Here is a 23,128-nt window from a genome sequence, read left to right on the forward strand (position 1 = left end):
GCGGGCTAGCCGACCAGGGTGAGGGCGAGGACGGCTTCGGGGAGGGCGACGACGATCAGGCCGTCGGGGGTGATGGCGAGGGAGTGGATGGGGGCGCCGAGCCGGATGTCGGCGCCGCGGTGGCGTTCGCCCCAGCGGCGGAGGCGGAGCAGGCCGTCGGACCAGGCGGCGGCGAGGAGCAGGCCGGCGGGGGTGGCGCCGAGGGCGGTGGCGGTGACGGGGTGGGGGCGCCGGTCGACGGGGGCGGGCAGCGGGGGGCGGCCGGGCATCCAGGTCCAGACCCGGCCGTCCTCGCCGCCGCTGACGACGAGGGTGCCGCCGTCCGCGTCGGTGACGCCGAGCGCGGTGACGGGGCCGTCGTGCAGGGGCGTCCCGGGGCGGTGGGTGATGCCGGTGGAGAGGGTGGCGTGGCTGGTGAGGCCGTCGGGGTGGCCGAGGACCAGGGCGTCGTGGTGGCCGGCGACGGCGGTGCAGGGGCCGAGGGTGTCGAGGGTGCCGGGGGGTGCGCCGACCGCGCCGTCCAGGGTGATCGGGGCGAGCGTGCCGGAGGCGTCGAGCAGCAGGGCCCCGCCGAACGGGGTGCAGGTCAGGGCGCGCGGGTGGGCCGAGGTCAACGGGGCCGATACGGGGGCGAGTTCACCGGATTCGGGGTCGGCGAGGTGCAGCGCCGAGCCGTCGGACAGCAGCAGTGACCCGGCGCGCGGTCCGATGCCGAGCGCGACCATGCACGGGCCGGCGGAGGGCCGGTTCCACACGGTGCGCCAGCGGGCGGCGGCGAGGGAGGCGCAGTGCGCGGCGGACTCGTCGTCGCGGCCGGTGAGCCAGGCGTGCAGGACCGCGGCCCGGTCGGCGGGGCGGGCGAGGGCGTCGCGGTCGGGTGCGGCGAGCCGCCAGGCCTCGGCGAGGGCGGTGGCGGGTGCGCCGGCGTCCTCGGCGCGCTGGAACGCGGCGGTGACGGTGGCGGGTTCGGCGTGCAGCAGCAGGTCCAGCTCGTCCAGCATCGGCGAGGCGGGGTCGGCGGCGGAGGCGTGCCGCAGCAGCAGGGCGAGGCGTTCGGGGTCGCTGCCGGCGAGGTCGGGTCCGCCGTCGTCGCGGACGGGGATGCCGCCGGCGACCTGCCACATCATGCTGCCGTGGTCGACGGGCGGCCGGTCGGCGGCGACCCGGTGGGCGACCTCGTCGGGGCGCAGCCGCCAGCGGTCGGCCATGGGCGGCGGCGGGAGCAGGTCGGCGGCGGACTTGACGGTCTGTTCGCCGCCCGCGCCGGGCAGGGTGGCCCACAGGTCGGTGCTGATCGGCCCGTCGGTGATGGACAGCGCGGTGAGCGCGCCGCGTTCGGCGTCGGGGAGGGCGGCCCACCAGGTGTCGGCGAGGGCGATGGCGCGTTCGGCGGGCGTCCGGGCCGGGTCGAGGGCGGCGTCGGGGGTGCGGGCGGCGAGTTGGGCGAGGCCGGGGCTGGGGTGGGTGGCGGCGGGGTCGACCGGGTGGCCGGTCAGGCGGCCGCACCAGGCGGCGTACTGGGCGGGGTCGGTCCACTGCGGCTGGTCGAGGTCGAGGACGGCGCCGCCGGGCGCGGCGGCGGTGAGCAGGTCGGCGGCGGAGCCGTGGGCGGCTTCGACGACCAGCAGCAGCCAGGGGATCGACAGCAGCGGGGCGAGCAGGTCGGCGGCCACCCGTTCGGGCATGCCGGGCAGGCCGGGGCCGCCGGCCCGGTCGAGGTCGGTGACGACGACGGTGCGCGGGGTGCCGTCCTGGAGGGCTTCGAGCAGGTCGGCGGGGTGGCCGGCGGTGAGGCCGAGCAGGTCGGCGAGCCGGGCGGTGGCGGAGCGGACGGTGAGGCCCTCGACGTCCAACAGGGCGTGGACGCGGCGTCCGGGCCGGGGGTGGTCGGGCGAGCAGGCGGCGGCCAGCCAGGTCAGCAGGTGGGTGCGGCCGCTGCCGGAGGAGCCGGCGACGCGGCACAGGCGCGGCCCGCGGGTGTCCTCCAGCCAGGCGAGCAGGGCGCGCCCGGCGGGCCGGCGGCCGGCCCCGAGCGGGGGCAGGCCGGGCGGCGGCGCGTCGGCCGGGACGGGGTCGGTGAGCGGGCGGCGGTGGCGCGGGTGCGGCCGGTAGGCGGCGTCGGGGCCGGGCGGCCAACTGCCCTGCACCGCGTGGACGGGGGACCGTCCGGCCGGATCGAAGCCCTCGTCGAGGACGTACCGCCAGACGTGCTGTCCGTGGTCCTGCTCGCCGCCGTTGATCGCTGCGCCGTTCACTGTTCGCGCTTGTCCTTCGTGTCCGTCCCCGTGCGCCGGCCCCCTCCACGGCGGGTGGCGCGTCCGGCCCAGTTGCGACCGCCGGCGCCCCGTCCCCCGTCCATCTCCGGCGGCGGTCAGCCTACTGGAGGTGCGGGTACGTCCGGTCCGGGGCCGGAACCCGGCGGGTGGTCGGGAGCGTGGTGACGGGGAGCGGGGACGGTACGGAGCGGAGGAGCGGCATGATCGTCTGGGTGAACGGCGCGTTCGGCAGCGGGAAGACGACGCTGGTCGAGGAGGTGCGCGGGCGGCTGCCCGAGGCGCTGGTGTTCGATCCGGAGGAGGTCGGGTTCCTGCTGCGGCAGGTGGTGCCGGAGCCGTCCGGGGACTTCCAGGACCTGCCGTTGTGGCGGCGTCAAGTGGTGTCGCTGGCAACGGGGTTGGTGGCCGAGTACGGGCGTCCGGTGCTGGTGCCGATGACGCTGGTGCGGCCGGCGTACCTGGCGGAGGTGTTCGGCGGGCTGGCGGCGGCGGGCGTCCCGGCGCGGCACTTCTTCCTACGGGTGCCCGAGGAGGTACTGACGGCCCGGATCGACGGGCGGAGCTTCACCCCGGACGATCCGGCGCGGGACGAGAAGGTGCGGGCCTGGTGCCGGTCGCGGATCGCCGAGTGCCGGGCGGCGGAGGCCGAGATGCCGCCGGAGACCGTGTTCCTGGACGGCGGGTGCACGCCCGCGCTGCTCGCCGACCTGCTGCTGGCCCATCTCGCACTGTGAGCCGGCTCACACTGCCAGCCGCCGTGTCACTTTCCCGGCCCGGAACTCCTCTCACCTCCGACACGACCGCCAGAGAGGACACCCAGGATGACCGGGGAGCAGACCGCCGCCGAGCACGACGCCGCGCGGGAGACCGTGCGGGAGACCGCCACGCGGGAGTACGCAGACCACCGGGAGCTGCTGTTCTCGCTGGTCTACAACCTGCTGGGCAGCGTCGCCGACACCGAGGACGTGCTGCAGGACACCTGGCTGGCCTGGGCGGCGCGGCGCGCGGATGCGGCGGCGGGGCCGGTGGAGCATCCGAAGGCGTACCTGGTGCGGGTGGCGGTGAACCGGGCGCTGGCACAGCAGGCGGCGGTGAGCCGGCGGCGCGAGACGTACGTGGGGCCGTGGCTGCCGGAGCCGCTGGTGGGTCCGTTGGCGGAGCCGGCGGCGGGCGGGGACGGGCCGGCGCAGGTGGAGCGCGCCGAGTCGGTGTCGCTGGCGCTGCTGGTGGTGCTGGAGACGCTGTCGCCGTTGGAGCGCAGCGCGTTCGTGCTGCACGAGGTGTTCGGGTACAGCGGCGCGGAGATCGCCGGAATTCTGGGCCGGAGCCCGGCGGCGGTGCGGCAGTTGACGAAGCGGGCGCGGGAGCACGTGCGGGCGAGGCGGCCCCGGTACGAGCCGGAGCCGGCGGTGCGGCGGCAGGTGACGGAGCGTTTCCTGGCGGCGGCGCTCGGCGGTGATCTGGCGGCGCTGCTGGAGCTGCTGTCACCGGACGTGACGCTGTGGGGCGACGGCGGCGGGAAGGCGCCCGGGGGGCTGCGTCCGCTCACCGGCCGGAGCAAGGTGGCGCGGCTGCTGGCGGGTCTGGCGCCGAAGACCGGTCGCGGGCTGGACGTCGAGTGGCGGAGCGTCAACGGCGCGCCGGCGGTGGTGCTTTCGGCGTTCGGCCGGGCGTTCGCGGTGCTGGTGCTGGACCTGGTGCCGGACGGCGACCGGATCTCCGGCATCTACGCGGTGTCGAACCCGGACAAGCTCGGGGGTCTGGCGTGAACGGGTGGGCTTCCTGGGCGACGGTGCCGGCCGGCCGGCGCGGCAGCTGGGCGGTGCTGGCGCTGTGGGCGCTGCTGCTGGTCCCTGCGCTGCTGCTGGCGGGGCGGTTGGGCGAGGTGGAGCAGAACGACAACGCGGCGTGGCTGCCGGGTGGGGCGGAGTCCACCGCCGTGGTGGAGCGGGCCGCCGCGCTCGGGGCGGCGGACACCGTCCCGGCGATCGTCCTGTACGACCGTCCGACCGGCATCACGTCGGCCGATCTGACGAAAGCCCGGGCCGATGCGACGGCGTTCGGCTCCGTCGAGGCGGTGGTCGGCGCCGTGCGGGGGCCGGTGGCGTCGCCGGACGGGAAGGCGCTGCAGACCGTCGTCCAGCTCCGCAAGGGCAAGGACGGCTGGGAGGGCCTCGGCCACAGCGTGGACGCGTTGACCGCGATCGGCGCGGCGCACGCGGACGGCGGGGCGCACTCGGACGGCCTCGGGTTCCACGTCACCGGGCCCGCCGGGTACGCGTCCGACTCGATCAAGGCATTCGGCGCGGGCGGCAGCCTGACCACGATCACCGCGGTCGTGGTGGTGCTGATCCTGCTGCTCACCTACCGCAGTCCGTGGCTGCCGCTGCTGTCGCTGGTCACCGTCGGCGGGGCGCTGGCGGTCGCGGAGGCGGCGGTGTTCCTGCTGGCCCGGTACGCGGGGCTGGTCGTCAACAAGCAGACCGGGTTCATCCTGGTGGTGCTGGTGTTCGGCGCGGCCACCGACTACGCGCTGCTGCTGATCGCCCGCTACCGGGAGGAGTTGGCGACCCGTCAGGACCCGCACGAGGCGATGGCGCGGGCGCTGCGCCGCTGCGCCCCGGCGATCACCGCCTCGGCGGCGACCGTCGCGGCCGGGCTGCTGCTGCTGACCCTGGCCGAGCTCAACTCCACCCGCGGCATGGGCCCGGCCTGCGCGATCGGCGTCCTGGTGGGCTGGCTGGCGATGCTCACGCTGATGCCCGCCCTGCTGGTGGTCTGCGGCCGCCGCGCGTTCTGGCCGCGCCGCCCCGAGTACGGCGTGGCCGCGCCGGACGGCGGCCGGATCTGGACCCGCCTCGGCGACGCGATCGCCCGTCGCCCGCGCACCCTCTGGATCGGCACCGCGCTCGCCCTCGGCGCGCTCGCCCTCGGCTGCTTCGCGCTGCGCGCGGACGGCCTCGCCGACACCGAGCAGTTCACCGGGCACCCGCAGACGGCTGTCGGCAAGCAGATCCAGGCCGCGCACTTCCCGGCCGGCGCGGGCGACCCGCTGTACGTGGTGGCCCGGGCCGACGCCGCCGGGCCCGTCCGCACGGCCCTCGCCTCCGTCCCGGGCGTACTCGCCCTCGGCGAACCGCTCCTGACGAATGGTCAGATCCTCTTCACGGCCGAGCTCTCCGCCGATCCGAGCAGCCGGGACGCGATGCGCACCGTCTCGCTCGCCCGCACCGCCGTGCACGCCGTGCCGGGCGCGGACGCGCTGGTCGGCGGGACCACCGCGATCGCCCTCGACACCCGCGACGCGGCCTCCCGCGACGACGCGGTGATCATCCCGGTGGTGCTGCTGACGGTGCTGCTGATCCTCGCCGTGCTGCTCCGCTCGGCGGTCACCCCGCTGCTGCTGATCGGCACCGTGGTGCTGTCCTTCGGCGCGGCGCTCGGGGTCTCCGCCCTGGTCTTCCGCCACCTGTTCCACTTCGCCGGGACGGACGCCTCGTTCCCGCTGCTGGTGTTCGTCTTCCTGGTCGCGCTCGGCGTCGACTACAACATCTTCCTGGTCACTCGCGTCCGCGAGGACGCCCGCACCCTGGGCACCCGCCGCGCGGCCCGGACCGCGCTCACCGCCACCGGTGGCGTCATCACCTCCGCCGGCCTGGTCCTGGCCGGCACCTTCGCCGCGATGGCCTCGCTCCCGCTCGTCTTCGCCGCCGAGCTCGGCTTCACCGTCGCCTTCGGCGTCCTCCTCGACACCCTGCTGGTCCGCTCGGTCCTCGTCACGGCCCTCGCCCTCGACACCGGCCCCCGCCTCTGGTGGCCGGCCCGCTCCACCGAACCGCCCACCTCGGCCCGGTCGGAAACTTCACCACTACGAGTGACCTGACGGTCCGTCAAAACAGCCCCGCCGGGCGCACCTGAGTGTGGTGCGGCCGGCGGGGCCGTTGGCTTCGGGCAGTGCTACAGCGGTCAGACCAGGTGGTCGAAGGCGCCTGCCTTCGCGCCCTGAACCATGGCCCGGATCTCGTCGCGGGTGTAGACGAGCGGCGTCTGCTCCGGCCGCTTGGAGTCACGGACGGCGATGAACGCGCCGACCACCCCGAACTCGACGCAGTTGTCGTGGCCCCCGCTGAACGGGGACTTCTCCCAAACGACAGCCGAGAAATCGAGTTCGGCGGGGACGGGCTTGGTGGTGCTCACTTTCACAGCTCCTTGATGATCTTGCTGATCTGGCTGCGGGTCTCGGGTGGGCCGAGGGCACGGGCCCGCAGGTGGTCGAAGACCTCGGTGTAGCGCTCCACATCCTCGGATCCCTCGAAGTACACCGAGTTGGGGCCATTCTCCACCCACACGACGTCCGGATTTGCATCCGGAAATCCCATGAGCACGAACGATCCGTACAGTCCGGGATGGAATCCGGTGGAGAACGGCAGCAATTGAAGAGTGAGGCCCGGACGCGGCGAGACCTCCAGCAAGTGCTTTAACTGCCCTTTCAGAACAGTTTGGTTGCTGCCGATCCGCCGTATCGCGGCCTCGTCGATCACCGCCCACAGCTTCGGGGCGTCCGCCCGGCCCAGCACCTTCGCCTGCCGCTCCATCCGCACCGTCACCAGCGCGTCGACCTGTTTGGCCGTCAGATCCACCCGCATCTCGGTGATCACCCGCCGCGCGTAGTCCTCGGTCTGCAACAGCCCCGGCATCAACTGCGGTTCGTACGACCGCAGGCTGGTCGCACTCGACTCCAGCGTCAGATAACCGCCGTACGGGGTCGCGTTGATGACCACCGAGTACTTCTTCCACCACTGCTGGCGCTGCGCCTGGTCCGCCCGGACCAGGTCGAGGATGTCGGCCCGCTCCGCCGGGTCGGTGACCTGGTAGCAGTCCAGCAGCGCCTTCACGAGCAGCGGGGTGGTGCCCCGGTCGCCGGTCTCGATCCGGCTCAGCGAACTCTGGTTGACCTCCACCACCTCGGCCACCTGGGTCAGCGTCAGCTCCCGGCTGTCCCTCAACTCCTTCAGTCTGGACGCGAGCTGACGTCGATACACAGACTTCGGGGCCGGGTTCCGCTTCGCCATGGGCGTCAGTCAACACCGCGCCTCTACCACGCAGCAACCTGATCGGGGGAAATCCGCTTGGGCATATTGCCCGAGCAAGGACCTGGGCGGCATGCTGACTCGCGGTAGCACGACGTGACCGCCCGGTCGCGTCTCGTGGCACCGTTCTCTGCCCGCCTTGCGCGAGCCCCACCCCTGCGGCCGGCGGCTTGCTCTGCCGCCCGGGAGCCACCATGCCCGAAGTCCTTGCCCCCGCACCACCCGAGACAGCCGCCCGCGGGTTCTACCTCTCACCGCGACCCGACGGTTTCGTCCTGCACATGTACGCCAGTGCCGAACACCTGGTCGCCATGCGGGCGTTCGTCTTCAAGGCCGTCACCTCCGCCGGGGCCCCCGAGGACGTCGCCGACGCCGCCCGGCTGGTGGCGAGCGAGCTCGTCGGCAACGCGGTACGCCTGTGCGGCCCCCACGCGCCGGTCGTCGTCCTGCTGACCACCACCCGACACCAGGTCGTCGTCCAGGTCCACGACCCCGAACCCACCACCCTCCCCACCCGCTCCACCGAACCCCCCAACAACCCCCGCGCCGCCACCGGCCGCGGCCTCTGGATCCTCGACGCCCTGGCCCCCGGCTGGACAGTCACCCCCACCCCCCTCGGCAAACACATCACCTGCACCCTCCCCACCACCTGACCCCGGACCCGCCGCAGCGCGCTCCCGCCGAACAAGGCCCCAACGCCGCCCGCAGGGCACTCCCCCAGCCCGCCGCAGGCGGCCTCCCTCCCCCGATCCGCCCTCCGTGGCCGCCCGCAGGGCGCTCCCGGCCAACTTCCCTGTACAAGACGCCGAAGCCGCCCGCAGCGCGCTCCCCACCTCGCCCACGCGCACGCCCCCGACCCCACCCCACGAAGCCACCCGCGACACCCTCCCCAGGCCCGCCGCAGGCGGCCCCCCGGCCCCCGCCCCTCTCAACGCCGCCCGCCGGGCACTCCCCCGCCGCAGGCGGCGTCCTTCCCGCAATCCGCCCCCTGTGCACCGCCCGCAGGGCGCTGTCGCCCAGCCGCCGCCCAGTACCCGAACGCCGCCCGCAGGGCAGTCTCACCAGGCCCACCGCAGTGGCGCCGCGTTGCGCAGGTGGGCGACCAGCTGGCGTCGCAGGTCGCGGTCTTCGTCCGTCTCCGTCGCCAGGTCGAGCTGCACGATGTCGACGCCCGCAGTGCGGAGCAGGTGGATGCGGGCGGCGACGCTCGCGGGCGAGCCGGTGTACGCGTTGGCGAGGTTGCGGCGGACGTAGGCGGCGATCTGGTCGGGGCCGGTGATGCCCCGCTCGCGGTCGCGGTCGAGGGCCACGGCGTCCAGGTGCCGGTCGGCGTCGGGCCCGGTGGCCAGCCGTATCGCGTCCCGTCGCAGCCGGCGAAGTTTCACCTGCGCGTCCGTGTCCGTCCCGGCGAGCACGACCGTGACGTGCCGCCAGATGCGCAGGCTGCGCCCGTGGCGGGCGGCGGCGGCGCGGGCTTCGGCGATCCGCAGCCGGGTGTCGGGGAGCGGGCGCGGGGGCACGGCGTACACCTGTGCATACCTCGCGGCGAGTTCGACGCCCTGCGCCGAGGCCCCCCCGAAGGAGATCAACTCGCTGTCGGGCGCGGGCCGCAGGCCGGATCTGGCGGCGCGCAGGGTGTAGTACTCGCCGTGGTGGTCGAGGTCGGTCCCGGTGGCGAGGTACCGGGTGAGGACCGCGAGGTACTCCTCGGCCCGCCGGTAGCGTTCCGCCTTGGCGAGGGTGTCGCCGTCCCGGGCGACGTCCGCGTCGCTGGAGCCGATGATCACGTGTGCGCTGATCCGCCCGCCGGAGAGCCGGTCCAGGGTGGCGAGCGAACGGGCCGCCACGGACGGCGAGTTGGTGCCGATGCGGTGCGCGGCGGCGATCCGCAGCCGGCTGGTGGCGGCGAGCGCCCAGCCGGCCACCAGCCACGGGTCGGGCCAGGAGGAGGACTGGACGACGAGTGCGCTGTCGAGCCCGTCCTCCTCCAACTCCCGCGCGGAATCGGCGATATGGACGGGATCGGCGGTGCGTTCGCGCGGGTCGGGTGCCCAGCGCAGGGCCTGCCGTTCGGCGGGGTTGTCGCCGAGGACGGGGGCGGCGCGGACGCCGCCACGCAGTTCGAGTTCCATCAGGGGTCTCCTGGTCACGGTGGCGGGCGGGCCGCCGAACTGCGGCCCGCCACAAGACAGTTGCTCACCGGGCGGCGGGCCCGAGCCGGGCGAGGGTGTCGAGCAGCCGGGTGCGGCTGGCGAACACCTCGGGCGGCAGTGAGACGTACAGCTGGATGGCGGTGACGCCGGGCTGCTGGTAGCGCAGGATCTGTTCGCGGCACTCCTCGGGCGAGCCGCTGACGAACAGCGCGTTGACGACCTCGTCGGGCAGGGCGCGCTGCGCGCCCTCGTGGTCGCCGTCGGCCCACCGCTTGTGGGTCTCGGCGAGCAACTCGCCGTTGCCGAGCCACTCGTGGAACTTGCGGTAGGGCTCGCGGTTGAGGATCCAGGCGAGGAACGGCCGGCTGGCGCGGTGCGCGTACGCGGCGTCCTCGGTGGGGCAGACGAACACCTTGACGACGAGTTCCTTGCCGGGCGGCTGCGGCCCGACGGTGTCGAGCACCTTCGGCAGGTCGTGGGCGGCGAGCAGGTTGGTGATGGCGCCGTCGCCTTCGGTGAACCCGAGCCGCAGCATGCCGGGCCGCAGCGCGCCGAGGATGACCTTGACCGGTTCGGCGGGCGGGTGCGGCAGGCGGTAGCCGGTGATGGAGAAGGTGTCGAAGTCGCCCGCCACGTGCTCTCCGCGCAGCGCGGCGGTGAGGAAGCGCAGCACGTCGCGGGTGCGCTTGAACGGCTCGTCGAACGGGATGCCGTTGATGTCGGTGACGTGCGCGGGAACGGATGCTCCGATGCCCAACAGCACGCGTCCGGGGGCGAGTTGGGCGAGCGTCGCGGCGGTCTGGGCGAGTACGGCGGGCCCCCGGGTGTGGACGGGGACGATGCCGGTGGCGATCCGCAGGTGCGGCGACCAGGCGGCGGTGGCGGCGAGCGGGGTGAAGGCGTCGGTGCCGCCGCCCTCCGCGCTCCACACGTCGCCGTAGCCGAGTTCCGGCAGCCGCTCGACCAGGAAGCGGTGGCGGTCGATGGTGAGACCCGGCAGCGGCAGGGTGATGCCCCAGGCGGGCGGTGACTGCTGAAGCGCCATGGGAAAGAGCCTTTCTGCTCACGCATCTGACGGTGCGTCAGGCACGTCAGGTGCGTCAGTTGCCGACGCGGACGGTGGTGAGGTCGAGGAACCAGGACTGCGGCTGGACGAGTCCGTGGACGGTGGGCGCGAGGGCGCGCGGGTTGCGGTCGTTGACCACGAACAGCCACGGCGCGTCCTCGGTGACCTGTCGCAGCGCGGTGCGGTAGTCGGCCTGCCGGGCGCCCTGCTCGGGTTCCGCGGCAGCGGCGGAGATCAGGCCGTCGACCGCCGGGTTGGCGTAATGCCCGGTCCAGAAGGGGCTGTTGGAGCCGACGAACAGCGGCAGCAGGGCCTCGGACTGGAACAGCGTGGTGGACTGGGCGATGGCGTCGGAGTCGAGCGCGACCTTCCCCTTGGCCTCGGCGCCGATCAGGGTGGTCCAGTCGGTGGTGCGGATCTCCACCTTGATGCCGACGGCGGCGAGGTCGCGTTGCAGCGCCTCGGTGATCGGGACGGGCAGCAGGTTGCCGGAGCCGCCGGTGGGCACCGTCACGGAGGTGCTGAACCCGTTCGGGTAGCCGGCGTCGGCGAGCAACTTCTTTGCCTTGGCGGGGTCGTGGGAGTAGCGGTCGCCGGCCGGGTCGTAGGCGGCGGTGGCGCGCGGCGCGGCCTGGTAGGCCGGGTCGGCGGTGCCGTGCAGCAGCTGGTCCGCGACGGCCTGCCGGTCGATGGCGTAGTTGGCGGCCTGTCGGACCCGCACGTCCGCCCACGGGCCCTTCGTGGTGTCGAGTATCCAGTACCAGAGGTGGTCGTAGCTGTTGGTGAGGATCTGCGCGCCGGAGGCCTTCAGGCTGTCCAGGTCGTCGGGGTTCGGGTATTCGATCCAGTTGACGCCGCCGGAGCGCAGCGCGGCGGTGCGGGCCGCGGCGTCGGGCAGCGCCTTGACGATCAGGCGGTCGAGTTTGGGCGCGCCGCGCCAGTAGGCGCGGTTGGCGGCGAGTTCGACCTGCTGGCCCTCGGTCTGCGAGACGAAACCGAACGGGCCGGTGCCGACCGGGTGTTGGGCGAAGTTGGCGGTCCCGCTCGTGCGGACCGCGGTGGGGCTGGCGATCAGCACGTGCGCGAGGTCTTCGGGGAAGTGCCCGTTGGGCGCGGTGGTGACGAGTTCGATGTGGGCGTCGTCGGTCTTGCGGTAGGACGCGATGTCGCCCGCGTACTCCTTGGCGGCCGCGCCGAGCGCATCGGTGTACTCGGGGCTGGACTTGTCCAGGTAGCGGTGCAGGTTGAACAGCACCGCGTCGGCGTCGAACGGCGTGCCGTCCTGGAAGGTGACGCCCTTGCGGAGGGTGAAGGTCCAGGTCAGCCGGTCCGGCGCGACCTGCCAGGACTCGGCGAGCGCGCCCGTCACCTGCGGCGGCCGGTCGGTGTGCTCCAGCAGGTCGTAGCGGGTGAGCCCTTCGTAGATCTGGAAGCTCAGCAGGCGCTTTCCCTCGAACCCGGCGCCGCCGATCACGGTGTCCAGGTTCGGCAGCTTCCCGGTCGCCCCGATCACCAGCGTGCCGCCGCCGGTTCCGTCTCCCCCGCCGGCGGTCGCGGTGGTGCAGCCGGCGGTCGTCAGCAGGACGACGGCGGCCAGCGCGGCGGCTCTGGTACGGGTGCGGACGTGCTTGCTCATGACGGTCCTTCGCTCGGTTCGGTGGTACGGACGTACGGGTCCTGCGGGTCCTGCTGGTCCTGCGGGTCGCCCGATCCGCTCGGGTCGCGCAGTGCGACGTGCGGGCCGGAGGCTGCCAACAGGGCTTGGGTGTACGGGTGTTGCGGCTCGTCCCAGATCACCCGGGTGTCCCCCTGCTCGACCACTCGGCCGGCCCGGAGCACCAGGGTGCGGTGGGCGAAGCGGGCGACGGCGGCCAGGTCGTGCGAGACGAACAGGTAGCCGGTGCCGGTGCGTTCGCGCAGTTCGGTGAGCAGGTCGAGCAGTCGCCGCTGGGTGTCGGGGTCGAGCGCGGAGGTCGGCTCGTCGCACACCACCAGGGCCGGGCCGGTCGCCAACGCCCGTGCCACTGCGACGCGTTGCAGCTGTCCGCCGGAGAGTTCGCGCGGCAGCCGGCGGGCCAGTTCCGGTGCGAGTCCCACCTGACGGAACAACTCGCCGATCCGCTCGGCCCGTTGACGCCTGGGCACGCCGTGCGCCCGCAGCGCGAACCCGACCGCTTCGCCGGCCCGCAGCGCCGGGTTCAGCGAGCCGCGCGGATGCTGCGGCACGAACTGCAGCCGGCCCCGCACCGCGCGGTCCGCCCGGGCCCGCAGCCGCGCCGGGTCGCGTCCCTCGAACGCGACCGCCCCGCCGTCCGGCCGCAGCAGCCCCAGTGCGAGCCGCGCCACCGTCGACTTCCCCGACCCCGACTCCCCCACCAGCGCGACGGCCTCCCCCGCCCGCACCTCCAGGCTCACCCCGCGCACGGCCGGGCGGCCGGACCAGCTCTTGGAGACCTCGTCGAGTCTCAGCAGGGCAGTGGGGGCGGTCATCGGCGGGCTCCCGCGAGGGTGGTGGGGACGAGGAGGGTCTCGGCGGGGCCGGTGGCGGTCAGCCGGCCGTGGTCGAGCACGGCGAGGGTGCCGCCGATCCGGGCGGCGGCGGACAGGTCGTGGGTGACCAGCAGCAGGGCGAGGCCCTGCTCGGTGCGCAGCGTGGTGAACAGGTCGAGGATGTGGGCGCGGAGCAGGGCGTCCAGGGCGGTGGTGGGCTCGTCGGCGATCAGCAGCTCGGGCCCGCACGCCACCGCGAGGGCGATCGCGGCGCGCTGCCGCAGCCCGCCGGAGAGTTCGTGCGGGTACGCGGCGGCGGCGCGTTCCGGGTCGGGCAGCCCGGCGGCGGCGAGCACCGGCAGCGCGGCCGCGCGGGCGTCCCTGCGGCGGTCGGCGAGGCCGTGGCGGCGCAGCACCTCGGCGAGTTGGGGGCCGATCCGGCGCAGCGGGTCGAGCGTCGCGGACGGGTCCTGCGGGACGTAGCCGATCCGCCGTCCCCTGATCCGTGACAGCTCCCGCTCGGGCAGGCCCAGCAGCTCCCGGCCGTCGAGCCGCACCGATCCCCGTACGACCGCTCCCCGTCCGGGCAGTCCGAGCACCGTCCGCGCCAGCGTGGTCTTCCCGCTCCCGGACTCGCCGAGCAGCACCAGCGCCTCCCCCGCCCCGAGCGTGAGGCTCACGCCGTCCACGGCCCGGACGCCGCCGGGGTGGTCGACCGTCAACTCCTCGATGGCCAGCACGTTCACGCCTCCGCCTCCGCCGGGTCCGGGTGCGCGGAAGGGTGCGAAGCCGCCTGCGCGCGCGAAGCCGTCTGCGCGCGCGAGCCTCCCCGCGCCGCCCGCGGTGTCGCGCCCGCCTGCGTTTCGCGCCCGCCGAGGGTGTTGTAGAGCACCGAGACCGCGAGGATCACCAGCGCGGGCATCGCCGCGAGCCAGGGGTGGGTGAAGATCGCCGGGCGGAGTTCGTCGAGCATCGCGCCCCACTCGGGGGTGGGCGGGGCGACGCCGAGGCCGAGGAAGGAGAGGCCGGCGGCGTAGACGATCGCGAGGCCGACCAGCGAGGTGGCGTAGGTCAGGACCACGGGCGCGATCACCGGCAGGACCTGGCGCAGCACGAGCGCCGGCCGGGTCGCCCCGCTGACTCGCGCCGCCTCCAGGTACTCCGCCGTCCGAATGCGTCGCGTCTCCGTGAACGCGACCCGGGCGACGGCGGGCGTGAGCACCACCGACAGGGCCAGCACGGTCGATCCGAGGCCCGGCGTGAGCAGCGACGCGATCGCGATCGCGAGCAGCACGCCGGGGAACGCGTACAGCACGTCGAGCGTGCGCAGCAGCGCCTGTTCGGTGGCCCGGCCGCCGAGCCCGGCCGCGATGCCGAGCAGCGCGCCGACCAGGGCGGCCACGGCGACGGGCAGCAGGCCGGCGGTGAGGGACGGGCGGGCCGCCCACAGGAGCCGGCTGAGCAGGTCGCGTCCCTGGCTGTCGGTGCCGAGCGGGTGGCCCGGGCTGCCGGGGTCGAGCAGCCGGTCGGCGAGGTGTCCGGCGTCGGGGTCGGCGGGGGCGAGCAGGGGTGCGGCGACGGCCAGCGCGACGGGCAGCAGTGCGCCGACGATCGTCAGGGTGCGTCGATTTGTCGTCATGTCAGCCCCGCACCCGGGGGTCGATCGCGGCGTGCGCGGCGTCCACCAGCAGGTTGATGCCGACGAACGCGGTGCCGACGATCAGCACGCCGCCCTGGATCATCGGCAGGTCCCGGGCGGTGAGCGCGTCGTAGAGCAGGCGGCCGAGGCCGGGCCAGGCGAACAGGGTCTCCACGAAGACCACTCCCTCCAGCAGGTAGGCCAGTTGCAGGCCGCCGATGGTCAGCAGTGCGGGCGAGGCGTTGTGCGCGCAGTGCCGCAGCACGGCGGCCCGGCCCAGGCCGCGGGCGCGCAGGCCGTCGGCAAGGTCGCCGTCGAGGACGGCGGACAGTGCGGCGCGGTGGACGCGCGCGGTGAGGCCGAGCGGGACGAGGGCGGCGGCGGTCGCGGGCAGCAGCAGGTGGCGCAGCAGGTCGCCGGGCCCGCCGCCGCCGAACACGTCGTGGGTGCCGCCGGCCGGGAGGAGTCGCCAGTGGACGGCGAACACGGCGATCAGCAGCAGCGCCACCGAGTACTGGGGTGCGGAGACGGCGAGCGTGGACGCGCCGCTGCACAGCCGTCCCCACAGGCCGCGCGGGCGCAGTGCGCCGAGGGTGCCGAGCAGGACGCCGCCGGCCAGCACGAGCGCGAACGCGGCGGCGGTGAGCGTGAGGGTCTCGCCGAGGGCGGGCAACAGCTGGGCGGTGACGGGGCGTTGGGTGGCCGTCGAGGTGCCTAGGTCGCCGGTGAGGGCGTGGCCGAGCCAGTCCAGGTAGCGGACGGGCAGCGGCCGGTCGAGGCCGATCCGTTCCGCCAGGGCCTGCCGGGCCTCGGCGGGTGCGCCGGGGCCGAGGAACGCGGTGACGGGGTCGCCGGGGACGAGCGCGACGGTGGCGAACACGACGGCGCTCACCCCCAGCAGGGTGGGTACCGCGAGCAGCAGGCGGCGCAGCAGGAAGCCGGTCACGGGGTTGCGGCGGTGACGGTGGCGGGGAGCATGGGCGGCGGGGTCCTCCGGTTCGGCGACGGGGGCGGCAGCGCAGCGGCGGCCGGCGCGGCCCGTCGGGTTGTTCAGGCCCAGGGCCTGTCGTCGAACCCGCGCCGCAGCTCCGCGGCGTGCCCGCGGCGAGTCGTGGGGCAGTCGGGGGTTCGAAGACAGGCCCCAGGTTTGCGGACGGTGCGCGCGGGCAGCCAGCCAGGCGTTCATGCTGGTACCGGTGGTCATAGGAGCGGGGGTGCGGGGTACAGCCGTGCGGGGTACAGCCGTGCGGGGTACAGCGGTGCGGGCGAGTCCCGGGCGGCGGACCGTCCTTGACCGGCCCTCAGTGGCGTCCATACGATTTCCGCCATGGCTTATCGGTGGACCGACTTCACCCTCTGGGGGATCGGCGGCTCGTGGCACCGCAGGTGCTTCGACGAGACGTGTCGCCCCGGCACGGTGCGCCGCCCCCAGGCCTGACCGGCCCCGGCGGCCGCCCGTCCACCGTCGGGATCCGCGAAGCCCTCCGGGCCGCCGCCGATCCCCACGTCCCGGCCCGCCGCCTCCGAGGGGACCAGTCCGCCATGCACCACCCGTACCCCGTCACGCCCTCCCGCCGGGAGGTCCCGTGCCCGCGCTGACGCCCACCCGCCGTGGCCCCCGGCCACTGGAAGCCCTGCACACCGAGATCGACAACCCGCTCGACCTGCTGGCGGGCCATCAACTCCTCGCCGACACCGCACCGGCCTGCATCTGCGGCCACCCGCAGTGCCCGACCGCCGGCACCCACCGACCCACCGCGACCCGGATCTTCCTGGTCGAACGCCACCCGGTGGTCAGCGCCGGTCTGCGCAGCGTCCTCGCGCCCGACCCGGACCTCGCGGTGGTCGGCTCCGCGACCGACGTCGCGCACGCCGTCCCCGCCGTTCGCCGGGCCCGGCCCGACCTCGTCCTGCTCGGACGGGGCCCCGACCTGGACGCCGACCTCGCCGCCGTCGCCGCCCTGCGCCGGCCCGACGCCGCACCCGGCGCCCGCGTCCTGCTGCTGCGCCGCGCCGCCACCACCACCGAGGCCAGCCGCATCCTGATGGCCGGCGGCAGCGGCTGCTTCCCGCTCGACCTCCCGCCGGAACGCATCCTCGACGCCGTCCACCTCGCCGCCGCCGGCGCGACCCTCTTCCTCCCCGCCCCCACCCCCCTGCGCCCGCACCCCGTCCCCGCCGAACGCCCGCTCGACCAGACCGGTCTCACCGACCGCGAACGCCAGGTCCTCACCCAACTCGCCCTCGGCCACAGCAACGCCGAGATCGCCCGCCGCCTCACCCTCGCCGAAGCCACCGTCAAGAAGCACCTCACCCACGCCATGCGCAAGACCGGCCAACCCGACCGCCTCCGCGCCGCGCTCTACGCCGTCCGGCACGGGCTGACGGGCTGAGCGGGGCGGCCGCCGCCGGCCGCCCGGGCCCGGCGGATGCCCCGCCGGCCACCCGCTGTCCGGCCCGGCCGCGATCCGGCCCGTCTGCGCTCATCCCCGGATGCGCGACATCGACGAACTGATCACCGTGGACGACCCCGCCCGGCGCGAACTCCGGGCCGCCCTCGCGGCCGCACCCTCGGTCCGGGTACTGCCCCCTGACGAGCAGGAGGGCCGGCGCGGCCTGCTCCAGCTCCAGGTCACCGCGCGCTCCACGCTCGGCGCGCTGACCCTGCACACCGGCGGTCTGCTGCTCGACAGCGGCTGGCTCCGGATACACGGCAGCGGCCTCGGCCGGGTCAACCGCTTCCCGGCCGTCCCCGATCCCGCCTGACACCCGGGGACCGGCCTGGTCCTCGCCCACGACGTCCTCGGCGGCGTCTTCGCCCTGAACGTCCACGACCCGGCCGCCGAGGGCCGCCCCGGCAAGCCCGGCCACGTCACGTACTTCGCCCCGGACTCGCTGGAGTGGGAGGCCCTCGGCATCGGCCACTCCAGCTGGATCGCCTGGCTGCTGTCCGGGGAGCCGGCGACCTTCTACGACAGCCTGCGGTGGCCGGGCCGGCGCGAGGAGACGGCGGCTCTCGCACCCGACCAGGGCATCTCGGTCCACCCCTTCCTGTGGTCCGAGCAGGCCCACCAGGACCTCGCCGCCACCAGCCGCAAGCCCGTCCCGATGCGCGAACTCCTCGGCCTCGCCGCCGACTTCGCCCAACAGGCCGGCCTCCCCAACCCCGGCTTCCTGGGCGCCGCACAGCGGCCTCCCCTCGGCCGGTCGCGCCCGCTGCGCCTGCGCCGTCCGGCTCCCACCGTGCCGGGTCTCCCGACTCCCCTGCTACTGCGCCCGGGTGGCTGCCGGGCGGACGGCTCGGGCCGCGCACACGGTGGCGGTGGCGAGGGTGACGGCCGCGCACAGGGCGGCCGTGGCCGTCAGCTGGGGCCAGGCGACGGTGAGCGGCGGACCGGTCAACAGGTGTGACAGGGCGACGTGTTGGGTGAGCGCCGTCAGGACGGCGGCCGCCCCGGCGAGCAACGTGCCGGCCAGCACGGCGATCGCCGCCTCCGCCGCCACGACCGTCACGATCTGCCGTCGTACCGCGCCCGCGAGCCCCAGCAGTGCGAACTCCCGTCGGCGCCCCGCGACGGCCATCGCCAGCGTCCCGGCGACCGAGATCAGCGCGTAGGCGAGTGCGATGCCGAGCACCACCACGGCCGCGTTGTCGGCCTGTTGAGCGGCCTTCGCCCGCTCCCGCGCCAACACCGCCTCCCGGGTGGTCAGTTGTGCACCCGTCCCGGCCAACGCATCCCGCACCGCATCGAGTTGCCCGTTGCTCAGCCGCCCCGACGCCCCGTCCAGGTACAACGTGGTGGGCTGCGCCGCCCCGACGACCGACGCCGACAGATACGCGTCGTCACCGCCGAGGCCCCGCGCCACCACCGCCGCGACCACCACCGGTGCCCGGACTCCCGTCGGCAGCAGGGCGACCAGCCGATCCCCCACCGCCAACCCGTCCGATTCGGCGGCGTGTTCGTCGATGACCAGGAAGTCCGCCGGCAGCGCGTCCACCGACCCCGCCCGCACCACCGGCGTGAACGTCCGCCCGAACGCCGCCGCCGGCACCGCCTGCACCCGCAGCGAGTCGAGCTGTTCCCCCTCCGCCGTCCCGATCTTCACGTTCATCGAAGTCACCGGCGTGACACGGACGTTCGGCAGACCGGCCAGCCTCTCGGCCACCCCGCCGACCGGTGCCTGCACCAGGTCCGTCGCATGCACCTCCTGGCGCTGGCGGGCCAGCAGCGCGGCGTCCGCGGAGTGCTGCACGGTCAGCAGGGTGCCGACCAGGCCGACCGCGACGACGACCGGGGCCACGGTCGCGGCGGTGCGCCGCCGTTCGGTGAGCACGTTCTCGCGGACCAGCATCGGACCGGCCTTCGCGGAGCGCCGCAGCGGCCACGTCAACGCCCGCACCAGCGGCGGCAGCAGCACCGGGGCGAGCAGCGCGAACGCGCCGACGTACAGCACCGGCACGGCCTGGTACTTGCGGACGTTCGCCGCCAAGTACGGCTCCCCGCTTGCGATCACCGCTCCCGCGACGACCGCGCCGACCAGCAGCAGGCCGCCCAGCAGCAGCCGCACCGGCACCCGCCCGCGGCGCTCCACCGCGCTCTCCCGCAGCGCCTCCGCCGGACGGATCACCGACACCCGCACCAGCGTCGCCGCCGAACCCGCCAGCGCGGCGACCACCCCCAGCACGAACGCCACCAGCAGCGGCAGCGGGTGCAGCGGCACCTCGAACCAGGACGGGGCGACGTCGTGCCGCACCATCCAGCTCCGCAACGGCCCGACCGCGACCGGCGCGAGCGCGCAGCCGAGCAGCGCGGCGGCCGTGCCGATCAGTGCGGCCTCGCCGAGGACCAGCCGCCGCACCTGCCGGGGCGCGGCGCCGACCAGGCGCAGCAGGGCGAGTTCGCGGCGGCGCTGTTCGGTGGCGAACGCGAAGGTCGCGACGACGACGAACACGGCGACGCAGGCGGCGAGTCCGGTGGTGCTGCCGGCCATCGCCTGGGCGTTGGCCAGGGCCTGTGCGCCGCCGGTGTCGTCGGGGTCGATCCTGGTCCGGTCCTGGCCGGTCAGCACGACGGCACGGCCGGCGACCAGCGCGTTCAGCCGCTCCGCCGGGAGTTCGGAGACCAGCGTATTGACCCCGGGCGACAGGCGCTGCGCCTCGGCGTCGGTGAAGAACGCGGCCCGCTCGAACCAGCGTCCCTCCACCACGCCGACCACCTGGTAGCGCCCCGCCTGCCGTCCGATCAGCTGCGGGTCCGCCCCCGTCAGCACCGTCTCCCCGGGAGCTTGCGGCGCGCGCCCGGCGCGCAGCCGGTAGCCGGCGAACGCGGCCGAGGACCAGGGGTGGCCGGTGACCTCGCCGTCGTCGAGGTGCAGCGGGAAGCTGCGGTCGGCGACGGCGCCCGCCGCGAGCAACTGCCCGACCAGCTCGCCGTCCAGCACCGCCGGCGCCTTCATCGGGTGCCCCGCGAACCCGACCGGCGCGACCACCGCCCCGGCCTCGCGGAACCGCTGCGGGCCGGGGTGCGGGGTGCCGAAGGTGGCGGTCAGCACGAGCGCCATGGTGCCGATCATCGTCGTGCCGAGCGCGAGCGCGACGAACGCGCCGAGGAAGCTCGTCCACCGCTGCCGCAGCGTGGCCGCCGCCAGCCTCAACATGCCTGCTCTCCGGTCTCGTTCGGCTCCAGCGCGGCCATCCGCAGCGCCACCGCCTCGGCCGTCGGCTCGGGCAGCTCGCCGACCACCCGACCGTCCGCGAGGAACAGCACCCGGTGGGCGTACGCGGCCGCGACGGGGTCGTGCGTCACCATCACCACCGTCCGGCCGTGGCGTTCCACCACCTCCCGCAGCAGGGCCAGCACGGCGCGGGCCGAGCGCGAGTCCAGGGCGCCGGTCGGCTCGTCCGCGAAGATCACCTTCGGTCCGGCGGCCAACGCCCGTGCGATCGCCACCCGTTGCTGCTGGCCGCCGGACAGCTCGGCGGGCCGGTGATGGCCACGCTCTCCCAGACCGACCTCCGCCAACCTCCGGTCGATCTCCGCCGGATCGATCGGCCGCCCGGCCAACCGCAGCGGCAGCTCGATGTTCTGACGGGCCGTCAGCACCGGCACCAGATTGAACGACTGGAACACGAACCCGAGGTGCTCCCGCCGAAGTTCGGTCAGCGCCCGCTCCGACATCCGGTGCACGGGCGCGCCGTCCAGCAGCACCTCCCCCGCGTCCACCGGCTCCAGCCCGGCCGCACACAGCAGCAGCGTCGACTTCCCCGAACCGGACGGCCCCATCACCGCCGTGAAACTCCCCGCCGCGAACGCCGCATCGACCCCGTCGAGCGCTCGCACCTCCCCCGCGCCGCGCCGGTACGCCCGCCGCACCCCCGCCAGCCGCACCACGTGCCGCCCCGCCACACCGTCACTGTTCACCGCCCAGACGCTAGGCCCCCACCCACCCGCCGCACCTCCGGACATCCCCTGATCCGAACCCTGAGCTACCCCTGACCCGCCCGCCGGTCAAGGCCCAGGAAGAACGTCCGGACGTCCTCGGCAAACGCCTCGGGGACCTCCATCGCGGCGAAGTGGCCGCCGCGTTCGAACTCCGACCAGTGCCTGATGTCGTAGCGCCGTTCGGCCAGCGGCCGCACCGACCGGGTGATGTCGTGGGCGAACACCGCGACGCCGACCGGCACCGGGCAGGGCACCGCGCCGCGCGGGGTGTCGTGGTGCAGGCGGGCGGAGGAGGCGGCGGTGGCGGTCAGCCAGTACAGCGCGACGTCGGTGAGCATCCGGTCGTCGTCGATCGGCGCGCGCGGGTCGGTCCAGTGTGCGAAACGCTCGGCGATCCAGGCCAGTTGGCCGACCGGGGAGTCGGTCAGCGGGTAGCCGACGGTCTGCGGGGCGAGGGCCTGGAGCGCCTGGCAGGGCGGGCGGTTCGCCATCAGCTGCCGGACCTGGTCGAGCCGGGCCTCGTCCGCCTCCGACAGGTCGATCCCGGCGTCCGGATCCGGCGGCGTCGGAAGGTAGTTGACGTGCACGCCGACCACCCGTTCCGGGGCGGCGGCGCCGAGCGCCAGCGAGATGCCCGCACCGAAGTCGCCGCCCTGCGCGCCGTACCGCTCGTAGCCGAGGCGGCGCATCAGCTCGGCCCAGGCCCGCGCGATCCGCCCGGTGTCCCAACCGCGTTCGTGCGTCGGGCCGGAGAAGCCGTAGCCGGGGATGGACGGGATCACCAGGTGGAAGTCGCGCGACAGCGGCTCGACGACGTCGAGGAACTCCAGGAACGAGCCGGGCCAGCCGTGGGTGAGGACCAGCGCGAGCGCGTCCGGCTTCGGGGACCGGACGTGGACGAAGTGGACGTTCTGGCCGTCGATCTCGGTGGTGAAGTGCGGGAGCCGGTTGAGCGCGGCCTCGTGGCGACGCCAGTCGTACCCGGTCCGCCAGTGGTCGGCGAGCTCCTTCAGCCGGGCCAGCGGGAAGCCGTAGTCCCAGCCGGCGTCGGCGACTTCGTTGGGCCAGCGGGTGCGGGCGAGACGGTCGGCGAGGTCGTCGAGGTCGGCCTGCGGGATGTCGATGCGGAACGGCTCGATCACGGTCTTCACTCCAGTGGGTTCCACGCACGAAACGTTAGTGCCACTAACAAAGATAGACTGTTAGTGCCACTAACGCAACGACTCAAGGACCCCCGTGAGCCAGTCCTCCCCGGACCCCACCCCGGCCCGCCTGCGCACCGTCCCCAGCCGCCTCCTCGCCCAGGCCGCCACCGTCGCCGACCGCCTCGTCGGCGACCGCCTCGCCGCCGAAGGCGCCCGCAAGTGGCACTTCGCCGTCCTGGTCGCACTCGCCGAGACCGGCCCCACCAGCCAGGCCGAACTCAGCCGCCGCACCGGCATCTACCGCAGCGACATGGTCGCCGTCCTCAACGAACTCGCCGCCACCGACTGCATCCACCGCACCCCCGACCCCGCCGACCGCCGCCGCAACACCATCACCCTCACCCCCGCCGGCCACCACCGCCTCGCCCGTCTCGACGCCCTCGTCACCGAAGCCGAGACCGAACTCCTCGCCCCCCTCACCCCCACCCAACAACACGACCTCACCCACCTCCTCACCCTCCTCACCACCCACCACCGCCCGCCCCACTGAGAACGGAGGCACTCGTACGCATCCTCGTACTCGGCGCAGTGGGCCTTCTCCGCACCGGGACGGGCGGTTCGACCGGTGGTCAGGAGGGTGAGCCGGGGCCTCGGAGCGCAGGTGCGGCAGCTATTTTCCGTACCGCGACCGCGCGCACCGCCCGCGTGGCGCGGTTCCGTACGCCGCCGCGGCCCGGATCGTTCCGCTGCTGCCGGGCTGACCTCCGCCGCGCGGGGCGTCGCGCCCCCGGCGGCGATCACCGCTTCGCCCGAGCCGCCCGCACCG

General features: G+C 74.7%; 19 protein-coding genes and 1 pseudogene. 7 read left to right on the forward strand and 13 right to left on the reverse strand.

Annotation, left to right across the window (positions count from 1 at the left end; genetic code table 11):
- Positions 1-5 precede the first annotated feature (5 nt).
- Positions 6-2,255: a hypothetical protein gene (locus AMK19_RS36010; RefSeq protein ID WP_158071916.1), complete on the reverse strand. Its 2,250-nt coding sequence runs from the start codon at positions 2,253-2,255 to the stop codon at positions 6-8.
- 221 nt (positions 2,256-2,476) lie between these two features.
- Between AMK19_RS36010 and AMK19_RS17055 the strand changes: the two genes are divergently transcribed.
- The 3 genes from AMK19_RS17055 to AMK19_RS17065 all read left to right on the forward strand — a co-directional run bounded on the left by AMK19_RS17055 (position 2,477) and on the right by AMK19_RS17065 (position 6,159).
- Positions 2,477-3,010 carry an AAA family ATPase gene (locus tag AMK19_RS17055; RefSeq protein WP_073812584.1) on the forward strand — a complete coding sequence of 178 codons (534 nt, stop codon included), beginning with the start codon at positions 2,477-2,479 and terminating at the stop codon, positions 3,008-3,010.
- An 87-nt stretch (positions 3,011-3,097) separates the two neighbouring features.
- Positions 3,098-4,045, forward strand: coding sequence for an RNA polymerase sigma factor SigJ (gene sigJ / locus AMK19_RS17060; RefSeq protein ID WP_073812586.1), 948 nt, complete (start codon positions 3,098-3,100; stop codon positions 4,043-4,045).
- On the forward strand, positions 4,042-6,159 hold the full coding sequence (locus AMK19_RS17065) for an MMPL family transporter (protein WP_073812588.1): 2,118 nt from the start codon (positions 4,042-4,044) through the stop codon (positions 6,157-6,159). The genes sigJ and AMK19_RS17065 overlap by 4 nt, the downstream gene beginning before the upstream one ends.
- An 83-nt stretch (positions 6,160-6,242) precedes the next feature.
- Here the strand turns inward: AMK19_RS17065 and AMK19_RS17070 are convergent, their stop codons facing one another.
- Together AMK19_RS17070 and AMK19_RS17075 are read right to left on the reverse strand one after the other, a co-directional pair.
- Positions 6,243-6,473, reverse strand: a complete 231-nt coding sequence (locus AMK19_RS17070) for a DUF397 domain-containing protein (RefSeq protein ID WP_338015793.1) — start codon at positions 6,471-6,473, stop codon at positions 6,243-6,245.
- A gap of 2 nt (positions 6,474-6,475) precedes the next feature.
- Positions 6,476-7,348: a helix-turn-helix domain-containing protein gene (locus AMK19_RS17075; protein WP_073812591.1), complete on the reverse strand. Its 873-nt coding sequence runs from the start codon at positions 7,346-7,348 to the stop codon at positions 6,476-6,478.
- Positions 7,349-7,560: 212 nt separating this feature from the next.
- Here AMK19_RS17075 and AMK19_RS38090 point away from each other — a divergent pair, with 212 nt between their 5' ends.
- Positions 7,561-8,019, forward strand: coding sequence for an ATP-binding protein (locus AMK19_RS38090; protein ID WP_073812593.1), 459 nt, complete (start codon positions 7,561-7,563; stop codon positions 8,017-8,019).
- Between the two features lie 405 nt (positions 8,020-8,424).
- On the opposite strand, the gene AMK19_RS17085 is transcribed toward AMK19_RS38090, so the two are convergent.
- The 7 genes from AMK19_RS17085 to AMK19_RS17115 form a co-directional block, all read right to left on the reverse strand.
- Positions 8,425-9,498 (reverse strand): LLM class flavin-dependent oxidoreductase, encoded by a 1,074-nt coding sequence (locus AMK19_RS17085; protein WP_073812595.1) that lies wholly within the window; start codon positions 9,496-9,498, stop codon positions 8,425-8,427.
- A gap of 64 nt (positions 9,499-9,562) precedes the next feature.
- Positions 9,563-10,564: an LLM class F420-dependent oxidoreductase gene (locus AMK19_RS17090; protein ID WP_073812596.1), complete on the reverse strand. Its 1,002-nt coding sequence runs from the start codon at positions 10,562-10,564 to the stop codon at positions 9,563-9,565.
- Between the two features lie 55 nt (positions 10,565-10,619).
- Positions 10,620-12,221, reverse strand: a complete 1,602-nt coding sequence (locus tag AMK19_RS17095) for an ABC transporter substrate-binding protein (RefSeq protein WP_073812598.1) — start codon at positions 12,219-12,221, stop codon at positions 10,620-10,622.
- On the reverse strand, positions 12,218-13,075 hold the full coding sequence (locus tag AMK19_RS37265) for an ABC transporter ATP-binding protein (RefSeq protein ID WP_073812600.1): 858 nt from the start codon (positions 13,073-13,075) through the stop codon (positions 12,218-12,220). Before AMK19_RS37265 ends, AMK19_RS17095 begins: the two co-directional genes overlap by 4 nt.
- Positions 13,072-13,821: an ATP-binding cassette domain-containing protein gene (locus tag AMK19_RS37270; protein ID WP_073812602.1), complete on the reverse strand. Its 750-nt coding sequence runs from the start codon at positions 13,819-13,821 to the stop codon at positions 13,072-13,074. Before AMK19_RS37270 ends, AMK19_RS37265 begins: the two co-directional genes overlap by 4 nt.
- The gene (locus tag AMK19_RS17110) at positions 13,818-14,714 is read right to left on the reverse strand and encodes an ABC transporter permease (RefSeq protein WP_073812603.1); all 897 of its coding nucleotides are present in this window, start codon (positions 14,712-14,714) and stop codon (positions 13,818-13,820) included. Before AMK19_RS17110 ends, AMK19_RS37270 begins: the two co-directional genes overlap by 4 nt.
- Before the next feature lies 1 nt (position 14,715).
- Positions 14,716-15,660, reverse strand: coding sequence for an ABC transporter permease (locus AMK19_RS17115; protein WP_073812605.1), 945 nt, complete (start codon positions 15,658-15,660; stop codon positions 14,716-14,718).
- Positions 15,661-16,300: 640 nt separating this feature from the next.
- On the opposite strand from AMK19_RS17115, the gene AMK19_RS17125 reads away from it, so the two are divergent.
- The gene (locus tag AMK19_RS17125; RefSeq protein WP_083646933.1) at positions 16,301-17,107 is read left to right on the forward strand and encodes a LuxR C-terminal-related transcriptional regulator; all 807 of its coding nucleotides are present in this window, start codon (positions 16,301-16,303) and stop codon (positions 17,105-17,107) included.
- A 100-nt stretch (positions 17,108-17,207) separates the two neighbouring features.
- Positions 17,208-17,819 (forward strand): annotated as a pseudogene (locus tag AMK19_RS37275) (DUF2625 family protein); the annotation flags it as partial.
- 162 nt (positions 17,820-17,981) lie between these two features.
- Here the strand turns inward: AMK19_RS37275 and AMK19_RS37280 are convergent.
- From AMK19_RS37280 to AMK19_RS17150, 3 genes are all read right to left on the reverse strand, one after another.
- Complete coding sequence (locus AMK19_RS37280; protein ID WP_073812612.1) at positions 17,982-20,372, reverse strand: FtsX-like permease family protein; 2,391 nt, start codon at positions 20,370-20,372, stop codon at positions 17,982-17,984.
- Entirely contained in the window at positions 20,366-21,136 is a 771-nt protein-coding gene (locus tag AMK19_RS17145; protein ID WP_073812613.1) for an ABC transporter ATP-binding protein, read from the reverse strand. Before AMK19_RS17145 ends, AMK19_RS37280 begins: the two co-directional genes overlap by 7 nt.
- A 65-nt stretch (positions 21,137-21,201) precedes the next feature.
- Positions 21,202-22,299: an epoxide hydrolase family protein gene (locus AMK19_RS17150; protein ID WP_073813037.1), complete on the reverse strand. Its 1,098-nt coding sequence runs from the start codon at positions 22,297-22,299 to the stop codon at positions 21,202-21,204.
- Between the two features lie 94 nt (positions 22,300-22,393).
- Here AMK19_RS17150 and AMK19_RS17155 point away from each other — a divergent pair, with 94 nt between their 5' ends.
- Positions 22,394-22,852, forward strand: coding sequence for a MarR family winged helix-turn-helix transcriptional regulator (locus tag AMK19_RS17155; protein WP_073812615.1), 459 nt, complete (start codon positions 22,394-22,396; stop codon positions 22,850-22,852).
- Positions 22,853-23,128: the final 276 nt, after the last annotated feature.

The organism is Kitasatospora sp. CB01950 (genome assembly GCF_001905465.1).
Classification (GTDB): domain Bacteria; phylum Actinomycetota; class Actinomycetes; order Streptomycetales; family Streptomycetaceae; genus Kitasatospora.